Source organism: Dactylosporangium aurantiacum (assembly GCF_000716715.1).
Taxonomy (GTDB): Bacteria; Actinomycetota; Actinomycetes; order Mycobacteriales; family Micromonosporaceae; genus Dactylosporangium; species Dactylosporangium aurantiacum.
The window spans coordinates 189,700-207,211 of the sequence record NZ_JNYJ01000005.1; the positions used below are offsets into that span (position 1 = coordinate 189,700).

Here is a 17,512-nt window from a genome sequence, read left to right on the forward strand (position 1 = left end):
CAATCGCTGAACTGTGGCAGTACAGTATCAGCCGACGGGTGCCACGGCAGCCGAGATTTCGGCCAGCGTCGAGAGCGGCATCCGCACCGGAGCGCTCGACCCCGGCACACCCCTGCCCTCCGTGCGGGCGCTCGCCACCGACCTCGGCGTGAGCCCCGCGACGGTCGCGTCCGCATACCGGGTGCTGCGCGACCGAGGGCTGGTCGAGACCGCCGGCCGCGGCGGCACCCGGGTCCGTCCCCGCCCACCCGTGGCCAGGCGCACCCGGCACGCCCTGCCCGTGCCCCCCGGCGCCCTCGACCTGGCCAGCGGCGGCCCCGACCACAACCTGCTGCCGCACTACGCGCCGCACCTCATCCGGCTCGCCGAGCGCATGCCGCCGGTCGGCTACTCCGGCGGCGGCCCGCTGCCCGAGCTGCTCGAGCTCGCCGGTGAGCGGTTCGCCGCCGACGGCATCCCGTCCGGGCGCCTCACCGTCTCCGGCGGCGCGCTCGACGGCCTCGAGCGGGCCCTCGTCGCGCACCTGCGCCCGGGCGACCGGGTCGCCGTCGAGGACCCCGGCTGGGCCAACCTGCTGGACCTGGTCGCGGCGCTCGGGTTCACCCCGGTGCCGGTCCCGGTCGACGACGAGGGGCCCACCGAGGACGGACTGCGCGCGGCGCTGCAGGCGGGCGTCGCGGGTCTCGTCGTGACCTCCCGCGCGCAGAACCCCACCGGGGCGGTGATCTCCAGCCGCAGGTCCGCGGCGTTGCGTCGGCAGCTCAGCCTGTACCGGCAGCTGCTGGTCCTGGAGGACGACCACGCCGCCGAGCTGGCGCACGAGCCGGTGCACCCGCTGGTCGGGTCGACCGATTCCTGGGCATATGTACGGTCGCTGTCCAAGCCGTACGGGCCGGACCTGCGGGTCGCGGCGATCGTCGGCGACGACGTGACCGTGGCGCGCATCGAGGGCCGCATGCGGCTCGGCGTGGGCTGGGTCTCGACCGTCCTGCAGCGCCTGGTCGTGGCGCTGTGGCAGGACCCGCAGGCCACGGCGGCCGTCGCCCGGGCCCGCGAGGCGTACGCGACCCGCCGGGAGGCGCTGCGCACCGCGCTCGGTGACCTGCCCGCCCACGGCGTGAGCGGGATCAACGTGTGGCTTCCGGTGCCCGACGAGACGTCGATGGTGGCGGGGCTGCGTGAGGAGGGCATCGCGGTGGCGCCCGGATCCATGTACCGGCTGCTCACGCCGCCCGCGATCCGCATCACCACGGCCACCCTCGACCCGCGCGACGCCGGTCGGGTCGCCGCGGCCGTGGCCCGCCGGCTCACCGACCCGTCCCGACGGCAGGTGTGACAATCGACCCTTGTCCGGGCCACGGGACCCCTTGCGCCGGGAACTGTCAGACCCTGCCGCTAGTGTCCGACGGCATGACATCGCATCACGGGTGCCGCCGGTCATCGACGCACCCGAAATCGTCGAACGGCGGTTGAACCAGCGAGAAGGAAGGGCCGGGCACGGTCCGCGACCGGCCCCCGCTCGGTTCGGGGCGCGTCATCCAGGGAGGCAGTGACATGCGCACGAGCACGTTCAGGACGTTCGGCACGGTCGTCGCGGCGATCGCGCTGGCACTGACCACCGCCTGCGGCGGCGACGAGAAGGCCACCAGCAGCAGCTCGAAGAGCGCCGGGGGTGCCGCGTCGGCCTCACCCGCCGCCAAGGAGGTGCTCGCCGCGGCCGTCAAGGACCTCAACGCGGGCACCTATGGCTACACGATGAAGATCCCCGAGGGCACGTTCACCGGCTCGATCGACCCCGCCGGCAAGCAGCAGGTCAAGGTCGACGGGGTCGCCGCGGGCGGCGTCAAGTACACGATCGAGGGCATCGCGCTCGCCACCGACTACTACTTCAAGACCAGCATCCCGACCGTCGGCGTCAACGCCAAGAAGTGGTACAAGCTGGACCGTTCGAAGATCAAGAAGGACGCGATCATCGGGCTGATCGAGGCCAAGGACCCCACCGGCAGCCAGGGCCTGGTCGCCCGGGTCGTCACCGCCAACCAGACCGCCCCGACCACGATCACCGGCACGTATGACCTGACCGGCGGCGGCGACCTCGGCATCGACGACGACGCCGTGCTGCAGGCGCTCGGCGAGAAGGCCAAGGCGGCACCGTTCACGGCGACCCTCGACGGCCAGCACCTCGTCTCGCTGAAGATCACCGTCCCGGCGTATGGCACGGTCGCCGAGCAGGCGCTGACCGTCGACTACACCGGCCACGGCCAGCCGGTGACCGTCGCCGCGCCGAAGGCCGCCGACGTCCTGGCCGCCCCCGCCGCCGTCTACGGCCTGCTCAACGGCTGACCCGATGCGGCTTCCTCCGATGCGGCGCTCCTCGATGCGGCACTCCTTGACGCGACCCTCGACGTGGCGCTGGTCGGTGCGGCCTTTGGCGCCGCGGCCGGGTCCGACGCGGTCGGTGCGCGTGCGGCCGGCGCTGTTCGCGGCGGTGGTCTCGGCGCTGGTCGCCGTGGTCGCGCTCGCCGGCTGCACCTCGGGCGGCAGCGGGCCGCCGCGGCCGACCACCGGGCCGTCCGTGGCGCCGTCGCAGAGCGAGCTGGCCAGGAGCCTGCGCGCGCTGAGCGGAGGGTACAAGTTCAAGGTGGTGGCCAAGGAGGGCACCTACACCGGCGGCATCGACCCCGTCGCCGGCCTGCTCGACGCCACGGTCAGCGTCTCCTCCGACGGGGCCAGCCTGAAGATCGACACGATCGGCGTGGGCGGCTCGGCGTACATCCGCCTGACCGGCCTGCCGATGCCCGGCTTCGACGGAGCCACCTGGTATCGGGTCGACCCCGCCCGGGTGACGCGCCCCGGCTCGCTGGGCCTCAGCGCCATCAAGGACCCGACGGGCGTGCAGGCGCTGGTCGCCGCCACCCGTGACGTACGCCGGGAGGACCGCGCCTTCACCGGCACCGTCGACCTGACCCGCGTGACCACCTGGGGGCCGGTCAACATCCCGCAGGTGATCCAGCTCGGCGAGGTCGCCACGAGGATGCCGTTCGAGGCGACCGTCGACGAGCAGGACCGCCTGGTGGCGATGAAGGTGGAGATCCCGGACAACCCGGTCACCGCCACGTACTCGGACTTCGGCTCCACGCTGACCACGACCGCCCCGTCCGGCGCCACGCCGCTGCCCGACCACCTGTACGGCATGCTCGGCCTCTGACGCGCGCCGCACCGGCCTGAGTCGCGCGAAGCTCGGCGCCGCCGACCGGTGCCGCGGCGGCCCGCGCTGTCCGCCAGGCCGTCGGGGCGTGGGGCCGTCGGGGCGCGGGGCCGTCGGGCCGTCGGTCGGGCCCGGCATGTGGCGGCCATGTGGCTGGTTCGGTGGCCGCCGCCAGGCGGTTGGGCTGGTCGGGCGGGTCGCGGTCGTGTCGCAGCCGTGCGGCTACCTGCCGGGCCGTTGCGCGGGGCGTCGGGGCGGGGTCATGCGACCGTCCGTCGGCCCTGCAGGCGGCGGTTCTCTGCCCGGCGGCCGTCCGTGTCGTTCCCGTCGGCGGCGGCCGGCGACACCGTCGCGCGGCGGCTGGCGCGGGCATGGCAGCGGCGGCGGGCCTAGGCGAGACGGTGTCTCACGGACAACACTGCACGTCATGGAACAGCACCTGTACGAAGCCGAACACGAAGCCTTCCGGGAACTGTGCAAGGCGTTCCTGGCCCGGGAGGCGGTGCCGTACAACGACGAGTGGGACAAGGCCGGCATCGTCGACCGGGAGGTCTGGCGCAAGGCGGGCGCGGCCGGGCTGCTCGGGATGGACGTGGACGAGGAGTACGGCGGCGGCGGGCAGAAGGACTTCCGCTTCAACGCGGTCCTCGTCGAGGAGATCGTCGCGGCGGGCGCGTCGGGGCTCGGGTTCGGGCTGCACAACGACGTGGTCGCGCCGTACCTGACCGACCTGACGACCGAGGAGCAGCGCAAGCGCTGGCTGCCCGGGTTCTGCTCCGGGGACATCGTGACCGCCATCGCGATGAGCGAGCCGGGCGCCGGCAGCGACCTCGCGGGCGTGCGGACCTCGGCGGTGCGTGACGGTGACTCGTGGGTGCTCAACGGGCAGAAGACGTTCATCACCAACGGTGAGCTCGCCGACCTGGTGGTCGTGGTGGCGAAGACCGACCCGGCGCAGGGGGCGCACGGCATCAGCCTGTTCGTGGTGGAGACCGGCACGCCGGGCTTCACGCGGGGACGGCGGCTGGAGAAGGTCGGGCTCAAGGCCAACGACACCGCCGAGCTGTTCTTCGACGACTGCCGGATCCCCGCCGACCACCTGCTCGGCCAGGAGAACTCCGGGTTCTACCACCTGATGGCGAACCTGCCCCGGGAGCGGCTCGGCATCGCGGTGGCCGCCGTCGCGTCGGCCGAGCAGGTGCTGGCGATCACGCTCGAGTACGCCAAGACGCGGCAGGCGTTCGGCAAGCCGATCGGGTCGTTCCAGCACAACCGGTTCGTGCTCGCCGAGCTCGACACCGAGGTGACGATCGCGCGGACGTTCCTGAACCAGTGCATCGCCGAGCAGAACGCGGGGCGGCTCACCGTCGCCGACGCGGCCAAGGCGAAGTGGTGGACGACCGAGCTGCAGAACAAGGTCGCGGACCGCTGCGTCCAGCTGCACGGCGGGTACGGCTTCATGATGGAGTACCCGGTCGCGAAGGCCTGGCTGAACAGCCGCGTCCAGACCATCTACGGCGGCACCACCGAGATCATGAAGGAGATCATCGGGCGGAGCCTGGGGGTCTAGCCGAGGCCCGCCAAGGCGGCGAAGATCAGCGCGGTGGACGTGGCGCCCGGGTCCTGGTGGCCGGCGCTGCGTTCGCCGAGGTAGGAGGCCCTGCCCTTGCGGGCCTGCAACGGTGTCGTCGCGGCCGCCCCGTCCGCGGCCGCGCCGGCCGCCGCGGTGGCGGCCGCCGCGAAGCCGGACGGGGCCGCGGCGGCGTAGGCGTCGACCGCCGGGACGAGCGCGTCGACCATGGTCTTGTCGCCGGGTTCGGCCTTGCCGAGCCGCACGACCGCGTCGAGGCCGGCCCGCAGCCCGTCGGCGAACGCGTCCGGGTCGTCGCTGAGCGTCTTGCCGAGGGCGCGGAAGAAGCTGCCGTACAGCGGGCCGGAGGCGCCGCCGACCTTCGACACCAGCGTCGTGCCGGTCTTGGTCAGGACCGCGCCGGCGGAGTCCGCCTCGAACGAGGCCAGGGCGGCGACCGCCGCGTCGAACCCGCGGCGCAGGTTGACCCCGTGGTCGCCGTCGCCGATGGCGGCGTCGAGGTCGGTCAGCTCGGCGGCGTGCGCCGTGACCGAGGCGGCCACGGCGGCGACCCACGCGCGGGCCAGGGCGGCGTCCACGTCAGGCACCCCACCGCAGGCCGGCGGTGCGGACCGGGGCGTCCCAGAGCCGCAGCAGCTCGTCGTCGACCCGGCACACGGTGAGCGACATCCCGGCCATGTCAAGGCTGGTGACGTAGTTGCCCACGAGGCTCCGGGCGATGCGGACCCCGGCGGCCGCGAGCAGCCGGCTGATCTCGTCGAACATCACGTACAGCTCCAGCAGCGGCGTGCCACCGAGCCCGTTGACCAGCACGATCACCTCGCTTCCGGGCTCGAGCGGCTTCGCGGCCAGCACCGGCTCGACGATCCGGGCGGCGAGCTCACGCGCCGGGCGCAGCTTCTCGCGGGCCCGGCCGGGCTCGCCGTGGATGCCGACGCCGACCTCGATCTCGTCCTCGGGCAGGTCGAACCCGGGCTTGCCGGCGGCCGGCGTGGTGCCCGCGGTGAGGGCGATGGCGAAGGACGCCGACCGGGCGTTGACGTCCCTGGCGACGGCGGCGACCGCGGCGAGCGGGGCGCCCTCCTCCGCGAGTGCGCCGGCGATCTTCTCGACGAGCAGGGTCGCGCCGGTGCCGCGGCGGCCCGCGGTCCAGGTCGAGCCGTCGACCGCGACGTCGTCGTCGACGAGGACGCTCTCCACCTCGGTCTCGGCGTCCTCGGCGGCGAGCTCGAAGTTCATGACGTCGCCGGTGTAGTTCTTCACGATGTGCACGACCCCGGCGCCGCCGTCGACGGCCCTGGTGGCGGCCAGGATCTGGTCCGGCACGGGTGAGGTGAAGATCTCCCCGGGGCAGGCCGCGTCGAGCATGCCCGGCCCGACGAACCCGCCGTGCAGCGGCTCGTGCCCGGAGCCGCCGCCGGAGACGATGCCGACCTTGCCGGGGCGCGGCGCGTCGGCCCGCACGATGATCTGCTCGTCGAGGTCGACCCGCAGCTCGGGATGCGCGGCGGCCATCCCGGCGAGGGCCTCCCGGACCACGTTGTCCGGATCGTTGATGAACTTCTTCATGCCTGCCATTTTGCGGGTACGGCCGCTGCATAGCATTGCCCGCGTGGCACACATGGTGGGAATCGTCCTTGTTTCGCACAGCGAACGGCTCGCGCACGGGTTGCGGGACATGCTCGTGCAGGTGGCGGGGGAGGAGGTGCCGATCGAGGCGGCCGGCGGCACGGACGACGGCGGCCTCGGCACGAGCTACGACCGCATCCTCGTCGCGATCGATCGGGCCGACCGGGGCGCCGGGGTGCTCGTCCTGACCGACCTGGGCAGCGCCGTCCTCACCGCGCAGACCGTGCTCGAGGACCGGGTCGCCAACACGGCCGTGCTGGTCGACGCGCCGTTCGTCGAGGGGGCGGTCGCGGCGGCGGTACTGGCCGGCGCCGGTGCCGACCTCGCCGAGTGCACCCGGGCCGCGACGGAGGCCCGCGATGTCCGCAAGCTCTGAGACGACCGTCGTGCTGCCGGCCGACCTGCACGCCAGGCCGGCCGGTGCGCTGGTGCGGGCCGTCGCGGGCTTCACCAGTACCGTCGAGATCCACTTCGGTGGCAAGCAGGCGAGTGCCCGCAGCGTGCTCGCGGTGATGGGGCTCAACGCCCGGGCCGGATCCTCGGTGCTGGTGCGCGCGACGGGCGAGGACGCCGGCGTCGCGCTCGACGCCGCCGTGGCGGTGCTGGCGGCCGCCGAGTAAGGAGTGGTGCGCTTCGCGGTGCGTACGCGAGGATGACCGTCATGATCGACGCTCCCCCCGTCGCCAGGCTCCAGCGGCGCACCCTCGGCCTGCTCGTCTCCACGCAGGTCGTCGGTGGCCTGGGCGTGGCGAGCGGGGTGTCGATCGGCGCGCTGCTCGCCGCGGAGATGGCCGGTCCGGCCGCGGCCGGGCTGTCCGGCAGCGCCGCGGTCATCGGGGCGGCACTGATCGCGATCCCGGCGGCCCGGCTGATGCGGGCCGGTGGGCGGCGCCCGGGGCTGGTGTTCGGGTACGCCGCGGGAGTGACCGGATCATTGCTGGTCGTCACCGCCGTCTGGCTGGGGTCGGTGCCGCTGCTGTTCGCGGGCACGTTCCTGTTCGGCGGGGCGAGCGCGGCCAACCTGCAGTCACGGTACGCCGCGGTCGACCTCGCCGACAGTGACCACCGGGCGCGGCACCTGTCGCTGGTCGTGTGGGCGACCACGCTCGGGGCGGTGACGGGGCCGAACCTGGCGCCGTTCGCCGATCGGGTGACGATGCCGTGGGGCGCGCCGGAGTACGCGGGGCCGTACCTGTTCAGTGCCGTGGCGTTCGGCCTGGCGGCGCTGGTGCTGTTCGTGCTGCTGCGGCCGGATCCGTTGGTGACCGCCCGGCTCGCCGCCGCGTCCGACGTACCGGAGCGGCCGGTCTCGTGGCGGTCGGCGTTCGCCGCCGTCCGGGGCAGCGCCGGGGCGCGGCTCGGCGTCTCCACCGTCGCGGTCGGCCACGTGGTGATGGTCGGCGTGATGTCCATGACGCCGGTGCACATCGGCGGCTACGTGCACGAACACGGCGATCTGCTGCGCGTCGTCGGCCTGGTGATCAGCATCCACATCACCGGCATGTACGCGCTGTCGCCGCTCGCCGGCTGGGCCGCCGACCGCTTCGGCCGCCGGGCCGTCATCCTCACGGGGATCCTGCTGCTCACCCTCGCGTGCGCGCTCAGCGGCACCGCCGGCGACCGCACGGTCCAGCTGTCCGTCGCGATGGGCCTGCTCGGCGTGGGTTGGGGCTGCACGATGGTGGCCGGCTCCACCCTGCTGTCCGAATCCGTGCCCGTGGTCGAGCGCGCCGGGGTGCAGGGCCTGTCCGACGTCATCATGGGGGTCGCGGCGGCCTCCGCGGGCGCCCTGGCCGGCGTCGTGGTCGACCTGTTCGGATTCGCCACGTTGTCGGTACTGGCGGTCGTCGCCGTGGTGCCGCTGGCTGCTCTGGCGCTGCGAAGGTCTTAGTCTTGGCCCGTGCGACTGACGGATTTCTGGCAGCGACTGGAGCAGGTGTTCGGCGCGGCGTACGCCGGGAGCGTCGCCAACGACCAGGTGCTGACGCAACTCGGCGGCCGGACCATCAAGGAGGCCCTCGCGGGCGGCGAGGAGACCGCGGTGGTGTGGCGCGCTGTGGTCGCCGCATATCCGGAGCGTGTTCCTAGCAGGCTACGCTGATGTTTTTTGGCGTGTCGGCTCGTTGATCGTACAGATGTACGGGTACTCTCCTCAGGCGTCGGTGCCGGTTTTTTGTCATACCCGGCGCTTACCTTGTCAGCGTGAATAAACGAACGCCGACGAAGACCGCGAACTCAGGGGTGACGGACATGGCAGTGCAACCTGACCGGGAGAAGGCGCTCGGGCTCGCCCTCTCGCAGATCGACAAGCAGTTCGGCAAGGGCTCAGTCATGCGGCTGGGCGAGCGGGTCATCGCACCGATGTCCGTGATCCCGACCGGCTCGATCGCCCTCGACGTGGCGCTCGGGATCGGCGGCCTGCCGCGCGGCCGGGTCATCGAGGTCTTCGGCCCCGAGTCCAGCGGTAAGACGACCGTCGCCCTCCACGCCATCGCCAACGCCCAGGCCCAGGGCGGCATCGCCGCGTTCATCGACGCGGAGCACGCCCTCGACCCCGACTATGCCAAGGCCCTCGGCGTCGACACCGACGCGCTGCTCGTCTCCCAGCCGGACACGGGTGAGCAGGCCCTCGAGATCGTCGACATGCTGGTGCGCTCCGGCGCCCTCGACATCATCGTCATCGACTCGGTCGCCGCCCTCGTGCCGCGCGCCGAGATCGAGGGCGAGATGGGCGACAGCCACGTCGGCCTCCAGGCCCGCCTCATGAGCCAGGCGCTGCGGAAGATCACCGGTGCCCTCAACACCGCCGGCACCACCGCGATCTTCATCAACCAGCTCCGCGAGAAGATCGGCGTCATGTTCGGCAGCCCGGAGACCACGACCGGTGGTCGCGCGCTGAAGTTCTACTCGTCGGTCCGTCTCGACGTGCGCCGCATCGAGAGCCTCAAGGACGGCACCGACGTGGTGGGCAACCGCACCCGCGTCAAGGTCGTGAAGAACAAGGTGGCCTCGCCGTTCAAGCAGGCCGAGTTCGACATCATGTATGGCAAGGGCATCTCCCGCGAGGGCTCCCTCATCGACGTCGGTGTCGAGCAGACGATCATCCGCAAGGCCGGCGCCTGGTACACCTACGATGGCGACCAGCTCGGCCAGGGCAAGGAGAACTCCCGCAAGTTCCTGCGGGAGAACCCCGACGTCGCCGCCGAGATCGAGAAGAAGATCAAGGAGAAGCTGGGCGTGGGCGTCGGCCAGGCCACGGACGCCGCCAGCGGCCCCGAGGTGGTCCCGGTCGACTTCTGACCGCGCCGCTCCTCGTCCCACGCGCGACCCACGGCGTTCGGTGCCGGTCCGCGGGAGGACCTCCGTCGGGAGGCCCGCCCCGCGGCCCGGCCCCGCCGGCCCTTGTCCGGGCCGGGCGCCTGGCTGCGTTGGGGCTCTGCCCGGTGTGCGGGTGGCAGCCTTGCCCTCGGGTGGCGCGGTGCGCCGCCTGTCGTGGGCTCGTTTCATGGTTCTTCGGAGGTGTGCTCGTGCCGGCCAGGCGGCGATCCAGCGATCCCACCGATCCAGGCGGTCAGCCGGGCGAGAGCCGCGCCGAAGCGGCGCCCGCCGCCGAGCCCGGTGCCGCGGCGGCGCCCGCGGCCGGGTCCGACGTCACAGCGGCGCTCGCGGCCGCGTCGGCGAACAACCCCTGGCTCTTTGCCGACATGGGCGACGACAATCCTTGGCTGTCCGCCGAGGCCGAGACGACCACCGGCCCTGCGACCTCCGGGGGCGCCACTGCTCGGCCCTCTGCTGTTCGGCCCGCGACTGCTCCGCCTGCGACCGCCGGACCTGCGACCGCCGGACCTGCGGGCGTCGAACCTGTGAGCGGCGGGTCGTCGGAGACCGGTCCGTGGGGAGCCGGGTCCTTCAACCCTTGGAGCGACCCGGGCACCGGACCTGAGCCGGGCGGCGCCACCGCTGGGCGACCGGCGAGTTCCAGGAGGACCGCCCCGGGAGCCGTCCCACCGGGCTGGCCGTCCGACCCCGAGCACAGCGACGTCTCGGCCACCCGCATCCCTCCCGCCGAGCGCGTCGCCCCGCCCGCCTGGCTGGCCGACCTCGACAACGGCACCCCAGCCGGCGGCAGTCCCGGCACCCGGCGCCGACCCGCCGGCGACCGCCCGGCCACCGGTCAGCGCAACACCGAGAGCCCCCGGACGGGCCGATCCTCCGGCAGACGTTCTCGGCGCGACTCACGCGAGCGCGGCACCGGGCTCCATCCCGACGGCGCCGATCTCCCGTCCGACGGCATCGAACTCCAGCCCGACGGCACTGAACTCCAGCCCGACAACACCGGGCTCCAGCGCGACAACACCGGGCTCCAGCGCGACAACACCGGGCTCCAGCGCGACAACACCGGGCTCCAGCGGGACGACGCCGCGCCTCAGGGCGGGGGCGCGGCTGAGCACGACGGCACCGGGGCACCGCGGGACGGGGACGAGCCGCAGGGGCGGGGCCGGCGGCGAGGCGGCGGTGGACGGCGGGGTGGTCAGCCGGCCGCGCCGCTCGATCCGCGGGAAGCGGCGCGGGAGATCTGCCTGCGGCAGCTCGCGGTGCGGCCGAGGACCCGGCTCGAGCTTGCCACCGCCATGCGCAAGCGCGGGGTCGAGGACGAGATCGCCGACGAGATCCTCGACCGGTACGACGAGGTCGGCATCATCGACGACGCCGCGTTCGCCCGGGCGTGGGTGGCCAGCCGGCACCACGGGCGAGGGCTCGCCCGGCGGGCGCTCGCGGGGGAGCTGCGCCGCAAGGGGGTCTCGTCCGACGAGGTCGGCGAGGCGCTCGACGAGCTCGACCCGGACGTCGAGGAGCAGACCGCCAGGGCCCTGGTCGCCAGGCGCCTGCGGGTGGAGTCCAGCGCTCCCCCCGAGGCGGTGTTCCGGCGGCTGGTCGGGATGCTGGCCAGGAAGGGGTACCCGCCGGGCATGGCCATCCGCATCGTGAAGGACTGCCTGGCCGAGCGCGCCGACGCCGCCGAGTTCGCCGACGGGATCGATCCGGACGCCCTCGCCGACGCCGCCCTCGACCCCGACCAACGCTGACCGGCCGTGCCGGCCGAAGGCGGCCGATCAGGTGAGGACGCGCCCGGGGACCAGCACCGCGACCACGGCACGGACCGAGACCACGCCACCCGCCCGCGCGGCGGGCAGGCCCGTGCGGGACCGCGAAGGGTGTGCGGGACCGCGAAGGGCGTGCGGGACCGCGAAGGGCGCAGCACTCGTCGGCGAACCAGGTCCCGCACGCGGACCGCGACGCAAGGCACCAGCACGCCGCGCCGGCAGCGGGAGGCCGGCCGACATCGTCACCGCGGCGGAAACCCTCCGTGATCAGCAGGCCACCATCCGCTCCCCGCCGCAGGCGACCGCCCAGGGGTCGTGTGAGCGGTCACCAACCTCCGCCAGGATGCGACGGGCGTCGATGAGGTGATTGGCGGTTGTACGGTCTGTGGTGGGATGATTGCAGCGGCGTCAAGGTCCGAGTTGAGCGGGGCGCGTCCGGGTGGCTACAGTCGGTCGACAAGATTGGCCGTTCTACGACCGACATGCCGGAAAGTTCTGGTCAAATGGCGCTGGTAGGGTGTTTCGCCTGGCAAGGGTCTTGACGGACTTACGTCCCGTATGGTGCCCGATCATGAGTCCTTGACCGAAGCGCCCTTCACGACCTAGCCTCGGCGTTACCAGATGGAGACCGCCCAACCACCGCGGGTTTACCGCACAACATAGATCGCGTCACAGATCAGCAACGTTTACGCACGACATATAAGCATCGCGCCTTGCGGGAGGTGGCGGTGTCGACCCGTTATCGGGGCACCCTGTGCCTCGATATTGATACATCTTGATGGCAGTGTGTGGTCGGGCGTCTCCTCCACAACATCCCGCGTTGCGCCACTCTGCGCAGCGCCGAGCGGAGCGAGGTGACGTCGTGACGGAATGCGCCCCGGTCATCCGCTGCGAACGACCCGCAAGCGAACGACCCGCCAGCCAACCGGCCGCCGGTGAACCGGTCATCGGCGACCCGCCCGCCCGCCGGCCGCTCGCCGGCCACCCGGCCGCGACCGCAGCCGCCGAGGTGACCGCGTGACCGGGCTCCAGGCCGTGCTCGTCGTCGTGGTCGTCGTCATCGGCTTCGGCGTCCTGGCCGCGCTGCTGCTCTCGCTGAAGGTCATGCGCCGGCTGCACACCGCCGCCACCGCGCCCGCTCAGCCTGTTGCCGAGGATCCCGCGTTCCTCGCCGAGAAGGACCGGCAGGAGCACTCGCTCGCCTCGTTGCGGACCGCCGCCGAGGATGCCACCGCCGCCGTCGAGGAGGCAAGGGCCGTGGCGGCGGCCGCGCGTACCGAAGCGGCGGCGGCCAAGGCGGAGGCCAGCTCCGCGCGGTCGGAGGCGCGGCGCATCCTCGACGGGGCGAGGGCCGAGGCCGACTCGTTGCTGGAGCGCGCGCACCGGCAGGCGGAGGTCGACGCCGAGCAGGCCCGGGCCGCCGCGCGCCGCGCGGGGGAGCGCGAGGTCAGTCAGCTCACGACCGTGGCGAAGGAGCAGTCGCAGGACGCGGAGCGGCGCCAGCGCCGGCTGGACGAGCGGGAGCGGCTGCTCGCCGAGGAGGCCGAGCGGCTCGCCGAGCGGGACCGGCGCATCACCGCCACCGAGGCGGACCTGCTCGAACGGGAGGCGGCCCTGACCCGCCGCGAGGCCGAGATCGCCGCCGGCGAGGAGCGGCACCGGGAGGAGCTCGAGCGGGTCGCCGGGCTCACCACCGACGCCGCCCGGCTCGAGGTCATCGAGACGATCGAGGCGCAGGCGAAGCGCGAGGCCGCGCTGCTGGTGCGCGACATCGAGAACGACGCCCGCAACACCGCCGACCAGCGGGCCCGGCACATCGTCGTCGACGCCATCCAGCGGGTCGCGAGCGAGCAGACCGCGGAGAGCGTCGTCAGCGTGCTGCACCTGCCCAGCGACGAGATGAAGGGCCGCATCATCGGCCGCGAGGGCCGCAACATCCGCGCGTTCGAGTCGACGACCGGGGTGAACCTGATCATCGACGACACGCCGGAGGCGGTGCTGCTGTCCTGCTTCGACCCGGTGCGCCGGGAGATCGGCCGACTGACGCTGGAGAAGCTCGTGCTCGACGGCCGGATCCACCCGCACCGCATCGAGGAGGTGTTCGAGCAGGCCAAGCACGAGGTCGAGCGCCTCTGCCTGCGCGCCGCCGAGGACGCCCTCGTGGAGGTCGGCATCACCGACCTGCACCCGGAGCTGATGACGCTGCTCGGGCGGCTGCGGTACCGGACCTCCTACGGGCAGAACGTCCTCAAGCACCTCGTCGAGACCGCCCACATCGCCGGCATCATGGCCAGCGAGCTGCGGCTGGATCCGAAGCTCATCAAGCGCAGCGCGTTCCTGCACGACATCGGCAAGGCCCTGACCCACGAGGTCGAGGGCAGCCACGCGCTGATCGGCGCCGACGTGGCCCGCAAGTACGGCGAGTCCGAGGACGTCGTGCACGCCATCGAGGCGCACCACAACGAGGTCCTCCCGCAGACCATCGAGGCCGTGCTCACCCAGGCGTCCGACGCCTGCTCCGGTGGCCGCCCCGGCGCCCGCCGGGAGAGCCTGGAGGCGTACGTGAAGCGCCTCGAACGCATCGAGGAGATCGCCGCCGGCAAGTCCGGCGTCGAGAAGGTCTTCGCGATGCAGGCCGGCCGCGAGATCCGGGTCATGGTCCGCCCCGACGACGTCGACGACATCGGCGCCGCCGTGCTCGCCCGCGACGTGGCGAAGCAGATCGAGGAGGAGCTGACCTACCCCGGCCAGATCCGCGTCACCGTCGTGCGCGAGTCGCGGGTCACCGAGATCGCCCGGTAGGCACGCCGCCTACGGGGCGATCACCGACTCCGGCGACGTGTACGGGCTGGTGATCTTGTACGACCAGATCAGCGGCTCCGGCACCGACAGGTCGCCGTTGGCCGCGAACTTGTACGCGCGCGCGACGCCCTTGCCCTCGTACTTGTGCACGAAGGCGAGCAGGTCCGCGCGGGTCCCCTTGCCGGCCGTGAAGCCCGCCAGGAGGATGTTCGCGCCGTCGTACGCCTCGGGGCCGTAATAGCCGGCGTTGGCCTTGTACACCGCCTGGTAGCGCGACGCGTAGTCCCCGCCGGCCTGGTCGCTCGGGATGCACGGGCAGGTCACCACGATCCCGTCCGCGGTCTTGGCGAGGGTGTCGACGAACAGCTGCGTGAACAGCCGGTCGGTGACGACGACCGGGAGGCCCGGCTTCGCGGTGCGCAGCGCCTTGATGAACGTGGTGCCGTCGTCGGACTCGCCGGCGTAGTACACCGCGTCGGGGTTCGCGTTCGTCACCTGGCCGACGGGGCCGGCGAACTCGGTGTCCTTGCGGCGGATCGCGACGCTCGCCGCCACCGCCCCGCCGAGCGTGCTGGTGACCGCCTGGCGGGCCACGCCGCCGACGTCGCTGTCGTCGTACACCACGACGACCTTCGACGCGCGCAGCTTGTTCTTGAGGTAGCGGCCGCCGGCCTCGGCCTGGTCCTTGTCGTTGGCGATGAGCCGGTGGAACGTCGACCAGCCCTTCCCGGCGAGGTCCACGTCCGGCGCGAACGGCGTGAGGAACGGGATGCCGGCCTTCTCCAGCACCGGCGCGGCGGCGAGGATCTCGGTGCGGTACGCCGGTCCGACGACGCCCATCACCTCGCTGTCGGCGACCAGGTCCTCGGCGGCGGTCTTGCTGCCCGCCTCGGTGCCCTTCGTGTCGAACTCCGCGAACCCGACGTTGCAGCCGGGGTGTTTCGCGTTGTAGTCGTCGACGGCCAGCTTGGTGGCGTTGCGCATGCCGTTGCTGTCCTTGGAGCCGGTGCCGGCGAGGATGCCCAGGAAGGCGATCTTGTGCCCGCAGGCCGCGGACACCGCCGGGCCGGCCTGGTAGGACGGGCCGCTGCTGCCGTCGCCGCCGGGTGTGCCGCCGCCACCGTCGCGGTTGACGGCCCAGACGACGCCGGCGACGACGAGGATCAGCGCGAGGACCCCGCCGCCGACCGCGGTGACCAGCGTGCCGGTCCGGCGCCGGCGCGGGGTGCCGGGCGGGAAGCCCTGCCCGCCCGACGGCCAGCCCTGCCCCGGACCGGCCGGCGGTCCCGACACCGGCGGGCCGGACGACGGTGGCGCGCTCACCTGCGGCCGCGGCACGGCGACCGGCGGGAACTGCTGCGGGAAGCCCTGCTGCACGGGTTGTGGCTGCTGCTGCGGTACGGGCGGCGCAGGCTGGACCGGCGGTTGCGGCTGCGGCTGCGGCGGTACAGGCTGCTGCGGCGGGAACGGCTGCGCCTGCGGCGGGAACGGCTGGGCCGCCTGCTGCGGGACCGGCTGGTGCGGCTGCGGCGGGACGGGCTGCGGGAAGCCCTGCTGGACGGGCTGCGCGGCGACCGGCGGCACGACCGGCGGCCGCTGCTGCACCTGCGGCTGGACCGGCGGGCGCTGCCCCTGCGGCACTCCTTGCTGCGGCATCCCCTGCGGCGGCACTCCCTGCGGCGGGACCTGCGGCACCCCGGGCCGCTGCTGCGGCACCCCCTGGCCGTGCGTCGGGACCCCGGGCCGCGGCGCCGGCTGCTGGTACACCTGCTGCGGCGGCTGCTGCCCGCCCGGCACCACCGGCATCGACCCGGTCTGCAGCAGCGGCGGCAACCCCGGGTTCATCGACGGCACGCTGAAGCCCGGCGACACCGGCTGCGCGGACACCGGCTGCGCCGACACGTCCCCGCTCGGCTCGTGACCGCCGCCCGCGGGCCCGCCGGACGACGGTCCGCCCGAGGACGGCCCGCCCGATGCGGGCACACCGGAGGTCGGCACGGGACCGAACGGCCCCGACGCGCCGGACGTCGGCGAACCGGCGGGGCCACCGGCCGGCACCCCGGCGACGGGGGCGCGCCCGGTCGGCGGCGCCAGGTGCAGCGCGCCCTCGGCCACGACCAGCTCGGGCTGCTCGATCGCGGTCGGTGCCAGCCCGAACGCGCGGTGCAGCAGCGTCGCGGCGAGCGGGATGCGCGAGGAGCCGCCGACCAGGAACACCGCCGCGAGCGGCTGCCCGGCGACCCCCGCGGAGGTCACCGCCAGCTGCGTCGCGGTGACGGTGCGGTCCAGGATCGGCTTGGCGAGCTGCTCCAGCTGCTCACGTCCGATCGGCACGCTCTCGTCGAACAGCGGCACGTGCACGTAGGTGGTCGCGGCGCGGCTGAGCATCTCCTTGGCCAGCCGGGCGTCCTCCCACAGCTGCCACGCCGCGCGCCGGTCGGCCTCGCTCTCCGGGTTGGTCAGGCGGCGCCACTGGTCGCCCTCCCGGCCGGTGAAGTTGCGGCCCAGGTACGCCACGACCGCGGCGTCGACGTCGAGGCCGCCCGCGTCGGGAAGGCCCTCGCTGGCGAGGACGTCGAAGCCGCCGCCGGCGTTGCGGCGCACCACGCTCGCGTCGAAGGTGCCGGCGCCGAAGTCGTACACGACGGCGATGCCGCCGACGGGGACGTGCGTGCCGACGGTGCCGACGAAGTAGGACGCCGCGGCGACCGGCTCCGAGGACAGGAACGGCTGCGGGAACCCGGCGGCCGTGGCGGCCTGGGCGAGGGTCTGCCGGCGCTGCGGCGGCCACGTCGCCGGGTGGGTCAGGTTGACCTCGGCCGGGTGGGTGCCGGCCACCCGGTAGGACTCGGCGGCGACCCGGCGCAGGACGGTCGCGACGAGGTCGATGACCGGCACGTCCTGCTCGCCGAGCCAGACGGTGCCCTCCTCGACGCGCCGCTTCGGGTAGGGCTCGAACCGGTGCGGCTGCAGCCGCGCCGAGTGCACCGCGTCGCGGCCGGTGAGGATGGTCCCGTCGGCGTTGACGTAGACGGCGGAGGGCAGCAGCGGCGAACCGTCGAACAGCAGCGGCTTCGTGCGGCCGTCCGGCCAGCGGAGCACGGCGACGGTGTTCGAGGTGCCGAAGTCGATGCCCAAACGAAAGCCGGTGTCCGCCACCCGCGCAGCGTACGTACT

The 17,512-nt window shown here is 73.5% G+C and carries 14 protein-coding genes and 1 pseudogene; 11 read left to right on the top strand and 4 right to left on the bottom strand.

Annotation, left to right across the window (positions count from 1 at the left end; translation table 11 throughout):
- Positions 1-13: 13 nt before the first annotated feature.
- The 4 genes from OP18_RS07040 (at position 14) to OP18_RS07055 (ending at position 4,778) form a co-directional block, all read left to right on the top strand.
- Positions 14-1,336: an aminotransferase class I/II-fold pyridoxal phosphate-dependent enzyme gene (locus OP18_RS07040; RefSeq protein ID WP_033357907.1), complete on the top strand. Its 1,323-nt coding sequence runs from the start codon at positions 14-16 to the stop codon at positions 1,334-1,336.
- A 218-nt stretch (positions 1,337-1,554) separates the two neighbouring features.
- On the top strand, positions 1,555-2,343 hold the full coding sequence (locus OP18_RS07045; RefSeq protein WP_033357908.1) for a hypothetical protein: 789 nt from the start codon (positions 1,555-1,557) through the stop codon (positions 2,341-2,343).
- A gap of 115 nt (positions 2,344-2,458) precedes the next feature.
- Positions 2,459-3,208, top strand: a complete 750-nt coding sequence (locus OP18_RS07050) for a hypothetical protein (protein WP_156089331.1) — start codon at positions 2,459-2,461, stop codon at positions 3,206-3,208.
- A gap of 427 nt (positions 3,209-3,635) precedes the next feature.
- Complete coding sequence (locus OP18_RS07055) at positions 3,636-4,778, top strand: acyl-CoA dehydrogenase family protein (protein ID WP_033357910.1); 1,143 nt, start codon at positions 3,636-3,638, stop codon at positions 4,776-4,778.
- Here OP18_RS07055 and dhaL read toward each other — a convergent pair.
- Complete coding sequence (dhaL, locus tag OP18_RS07060) at positions 4,775-5,377, bottom strand: dihydroxyacetone kinase subunit DhaL (RefSeq protein ID WP_033357911.1); 603 nt, start codon at positions 5,375-5,377, stop codon at positions 4,775-4,777. The two genes, OP18_RS07055 and dhaL, sit on opposite strands and share 4 nt — an antisense overlap.
- A 1-nt stretch (position 5,378) precedes the next feature.
- Positions 5,379-6,368: a dihydroxyacetone kinase subunit DhaK gene (gene dhaK / locus OP18_RS07065; RefSeq protein ID WP_033357912.1), complete on the bottom strand. Its 990-nt coding sequence runs from the start codon at positions 6,366-6,368 to the stop codon at positions 5,379-5,381.
- Positions 6,369-6,420: 52 nt separating this feature from the next.
- Here dhaK and dhaM point away from each other — a divergent pair, with 52 nt between their 5' ends.
- The 5 genes from dhaM (at position 6,421) to recA (ending at position 9,728) form a co-directional block, all read left to right on the top strand.
- Positions 6,421-6,804: a dihydroxyacetone kinase phosphoryl donor subunit DhaM gene (gene dhaM / locus OP18_RS07070; RefSeq protein ID WP_033357913.1), complete on the top strand. Its 384-nt coding sequence runs from the start codon at positions 6,421-6,423 to the stop codon at positions 6,802-6,804.
- Positions 6,788-7,048 carry an HPr family phosphocarrier protein gene (locus tag OP18_RS07075; RefSeq protein ID WP_033357914.1) on the top strand — a complete coding sequence of 87 codons (261 nt, stop codon included), beginning with the start codon at positions 6,788-6,790 and terminating at the stop codon, positions 7,046-7,048. Before dhaM ends, OP18_RS07075 begins: the two co-directional genes overlap by 17 nt.
- 32 nt (positions 7,049-7,080) lie before the next feature.
- The gene (locus tag OP18_RS07080; RefSeq protein WP_033357915.1) at positions 7,081-8,319 is read left to right on the top strand and encodes an MFS transporter; all 1,239 of its coding nucleotides are present in this window, start codon (positions 7,081-7,083) and stop codon (positions 8,317-8,319) included.
- Positions 8,320-8,328: 9 nt separating this feature from the next.
- Entirely contained in the window at positions 8,329-8,529 is a 201-nt protein-coding gene (locus OP18_RS07085; protein ID WP_033357916.1) for a DUF3046 domain-containing protein, read from the top strand.
- A 149-nt stretch (positions 8,530-8,678) separates the two neighbouring features.
- The gene (gene recA, locus OP18_RS07090) at positions 8,679-9,728 is read left to right on the top strand and encodes a recombinase RecA (RefSeq protein ID WP_033358065.1); all 1,050 of its coding nucleotides are present in this window, start codon (positions 8,679-8,681) and stop codon (positions 9,726-9,728) included.
- Between the two features lie 935 nt (positions 9,729-10,663).
- Here the strand turns inward: recA and OP18_RS60355 are convergent.
- On the bottom strand, positions 10,664-10,879 hold the full coding sequence (locus tag OP18_RS60355) for a hypothetical protein (RefSeq protein ID WP_033357917.1): 216 nt from the start codon (positions 10,877-10,879) through the stop codon (positions 10,664-10,666).
- A gap of 15 nt (positions 10,880-10,894) precedes the next feature.
- Here OP18_RS60355 and OP18_RS60360 point away from each other — a divergent pair.
- Positions 10,895-11,515, top strand: a pseudogene (locus tag OP18_RS60360) (regulatory protein RecX); the annotation flags it as partial.
- Between the two features lie 1,122 nt (positions 11,516-12,637).
- On the top strand, positions 12,638-14,335 hold the full coding sequence (gene rny / locus OP18_RS07105; protein WP_389251614.1) for a ribonuclease Y: 1,698 nt from the start codon (positions 12,638-12,640) through the stop codon (positions 14,333-14,335).
- A 9-nt stretch (positions 14,336-14,344) separates the two neighbouring features.
- Here the strand turns inward: rny and OP18_RS52110 are convergent, their stop codons facing one another.
- Positions 14,345-17,494 carry an ABC transporter substrate-binding protein gene (locus tag OP18_RS52110; RefSeq protein ID WP_162189748.1) on the bottom strand — a complete coding sequence of 1,050 codons (3,150 nt, stop codon included), beginning with the start codon at positions 17,492-17,494 and terminating at the stop codon, positions 14,345-14,347.
- Positions 17,495-17,512: the final 18 nt, after the last annotated feature.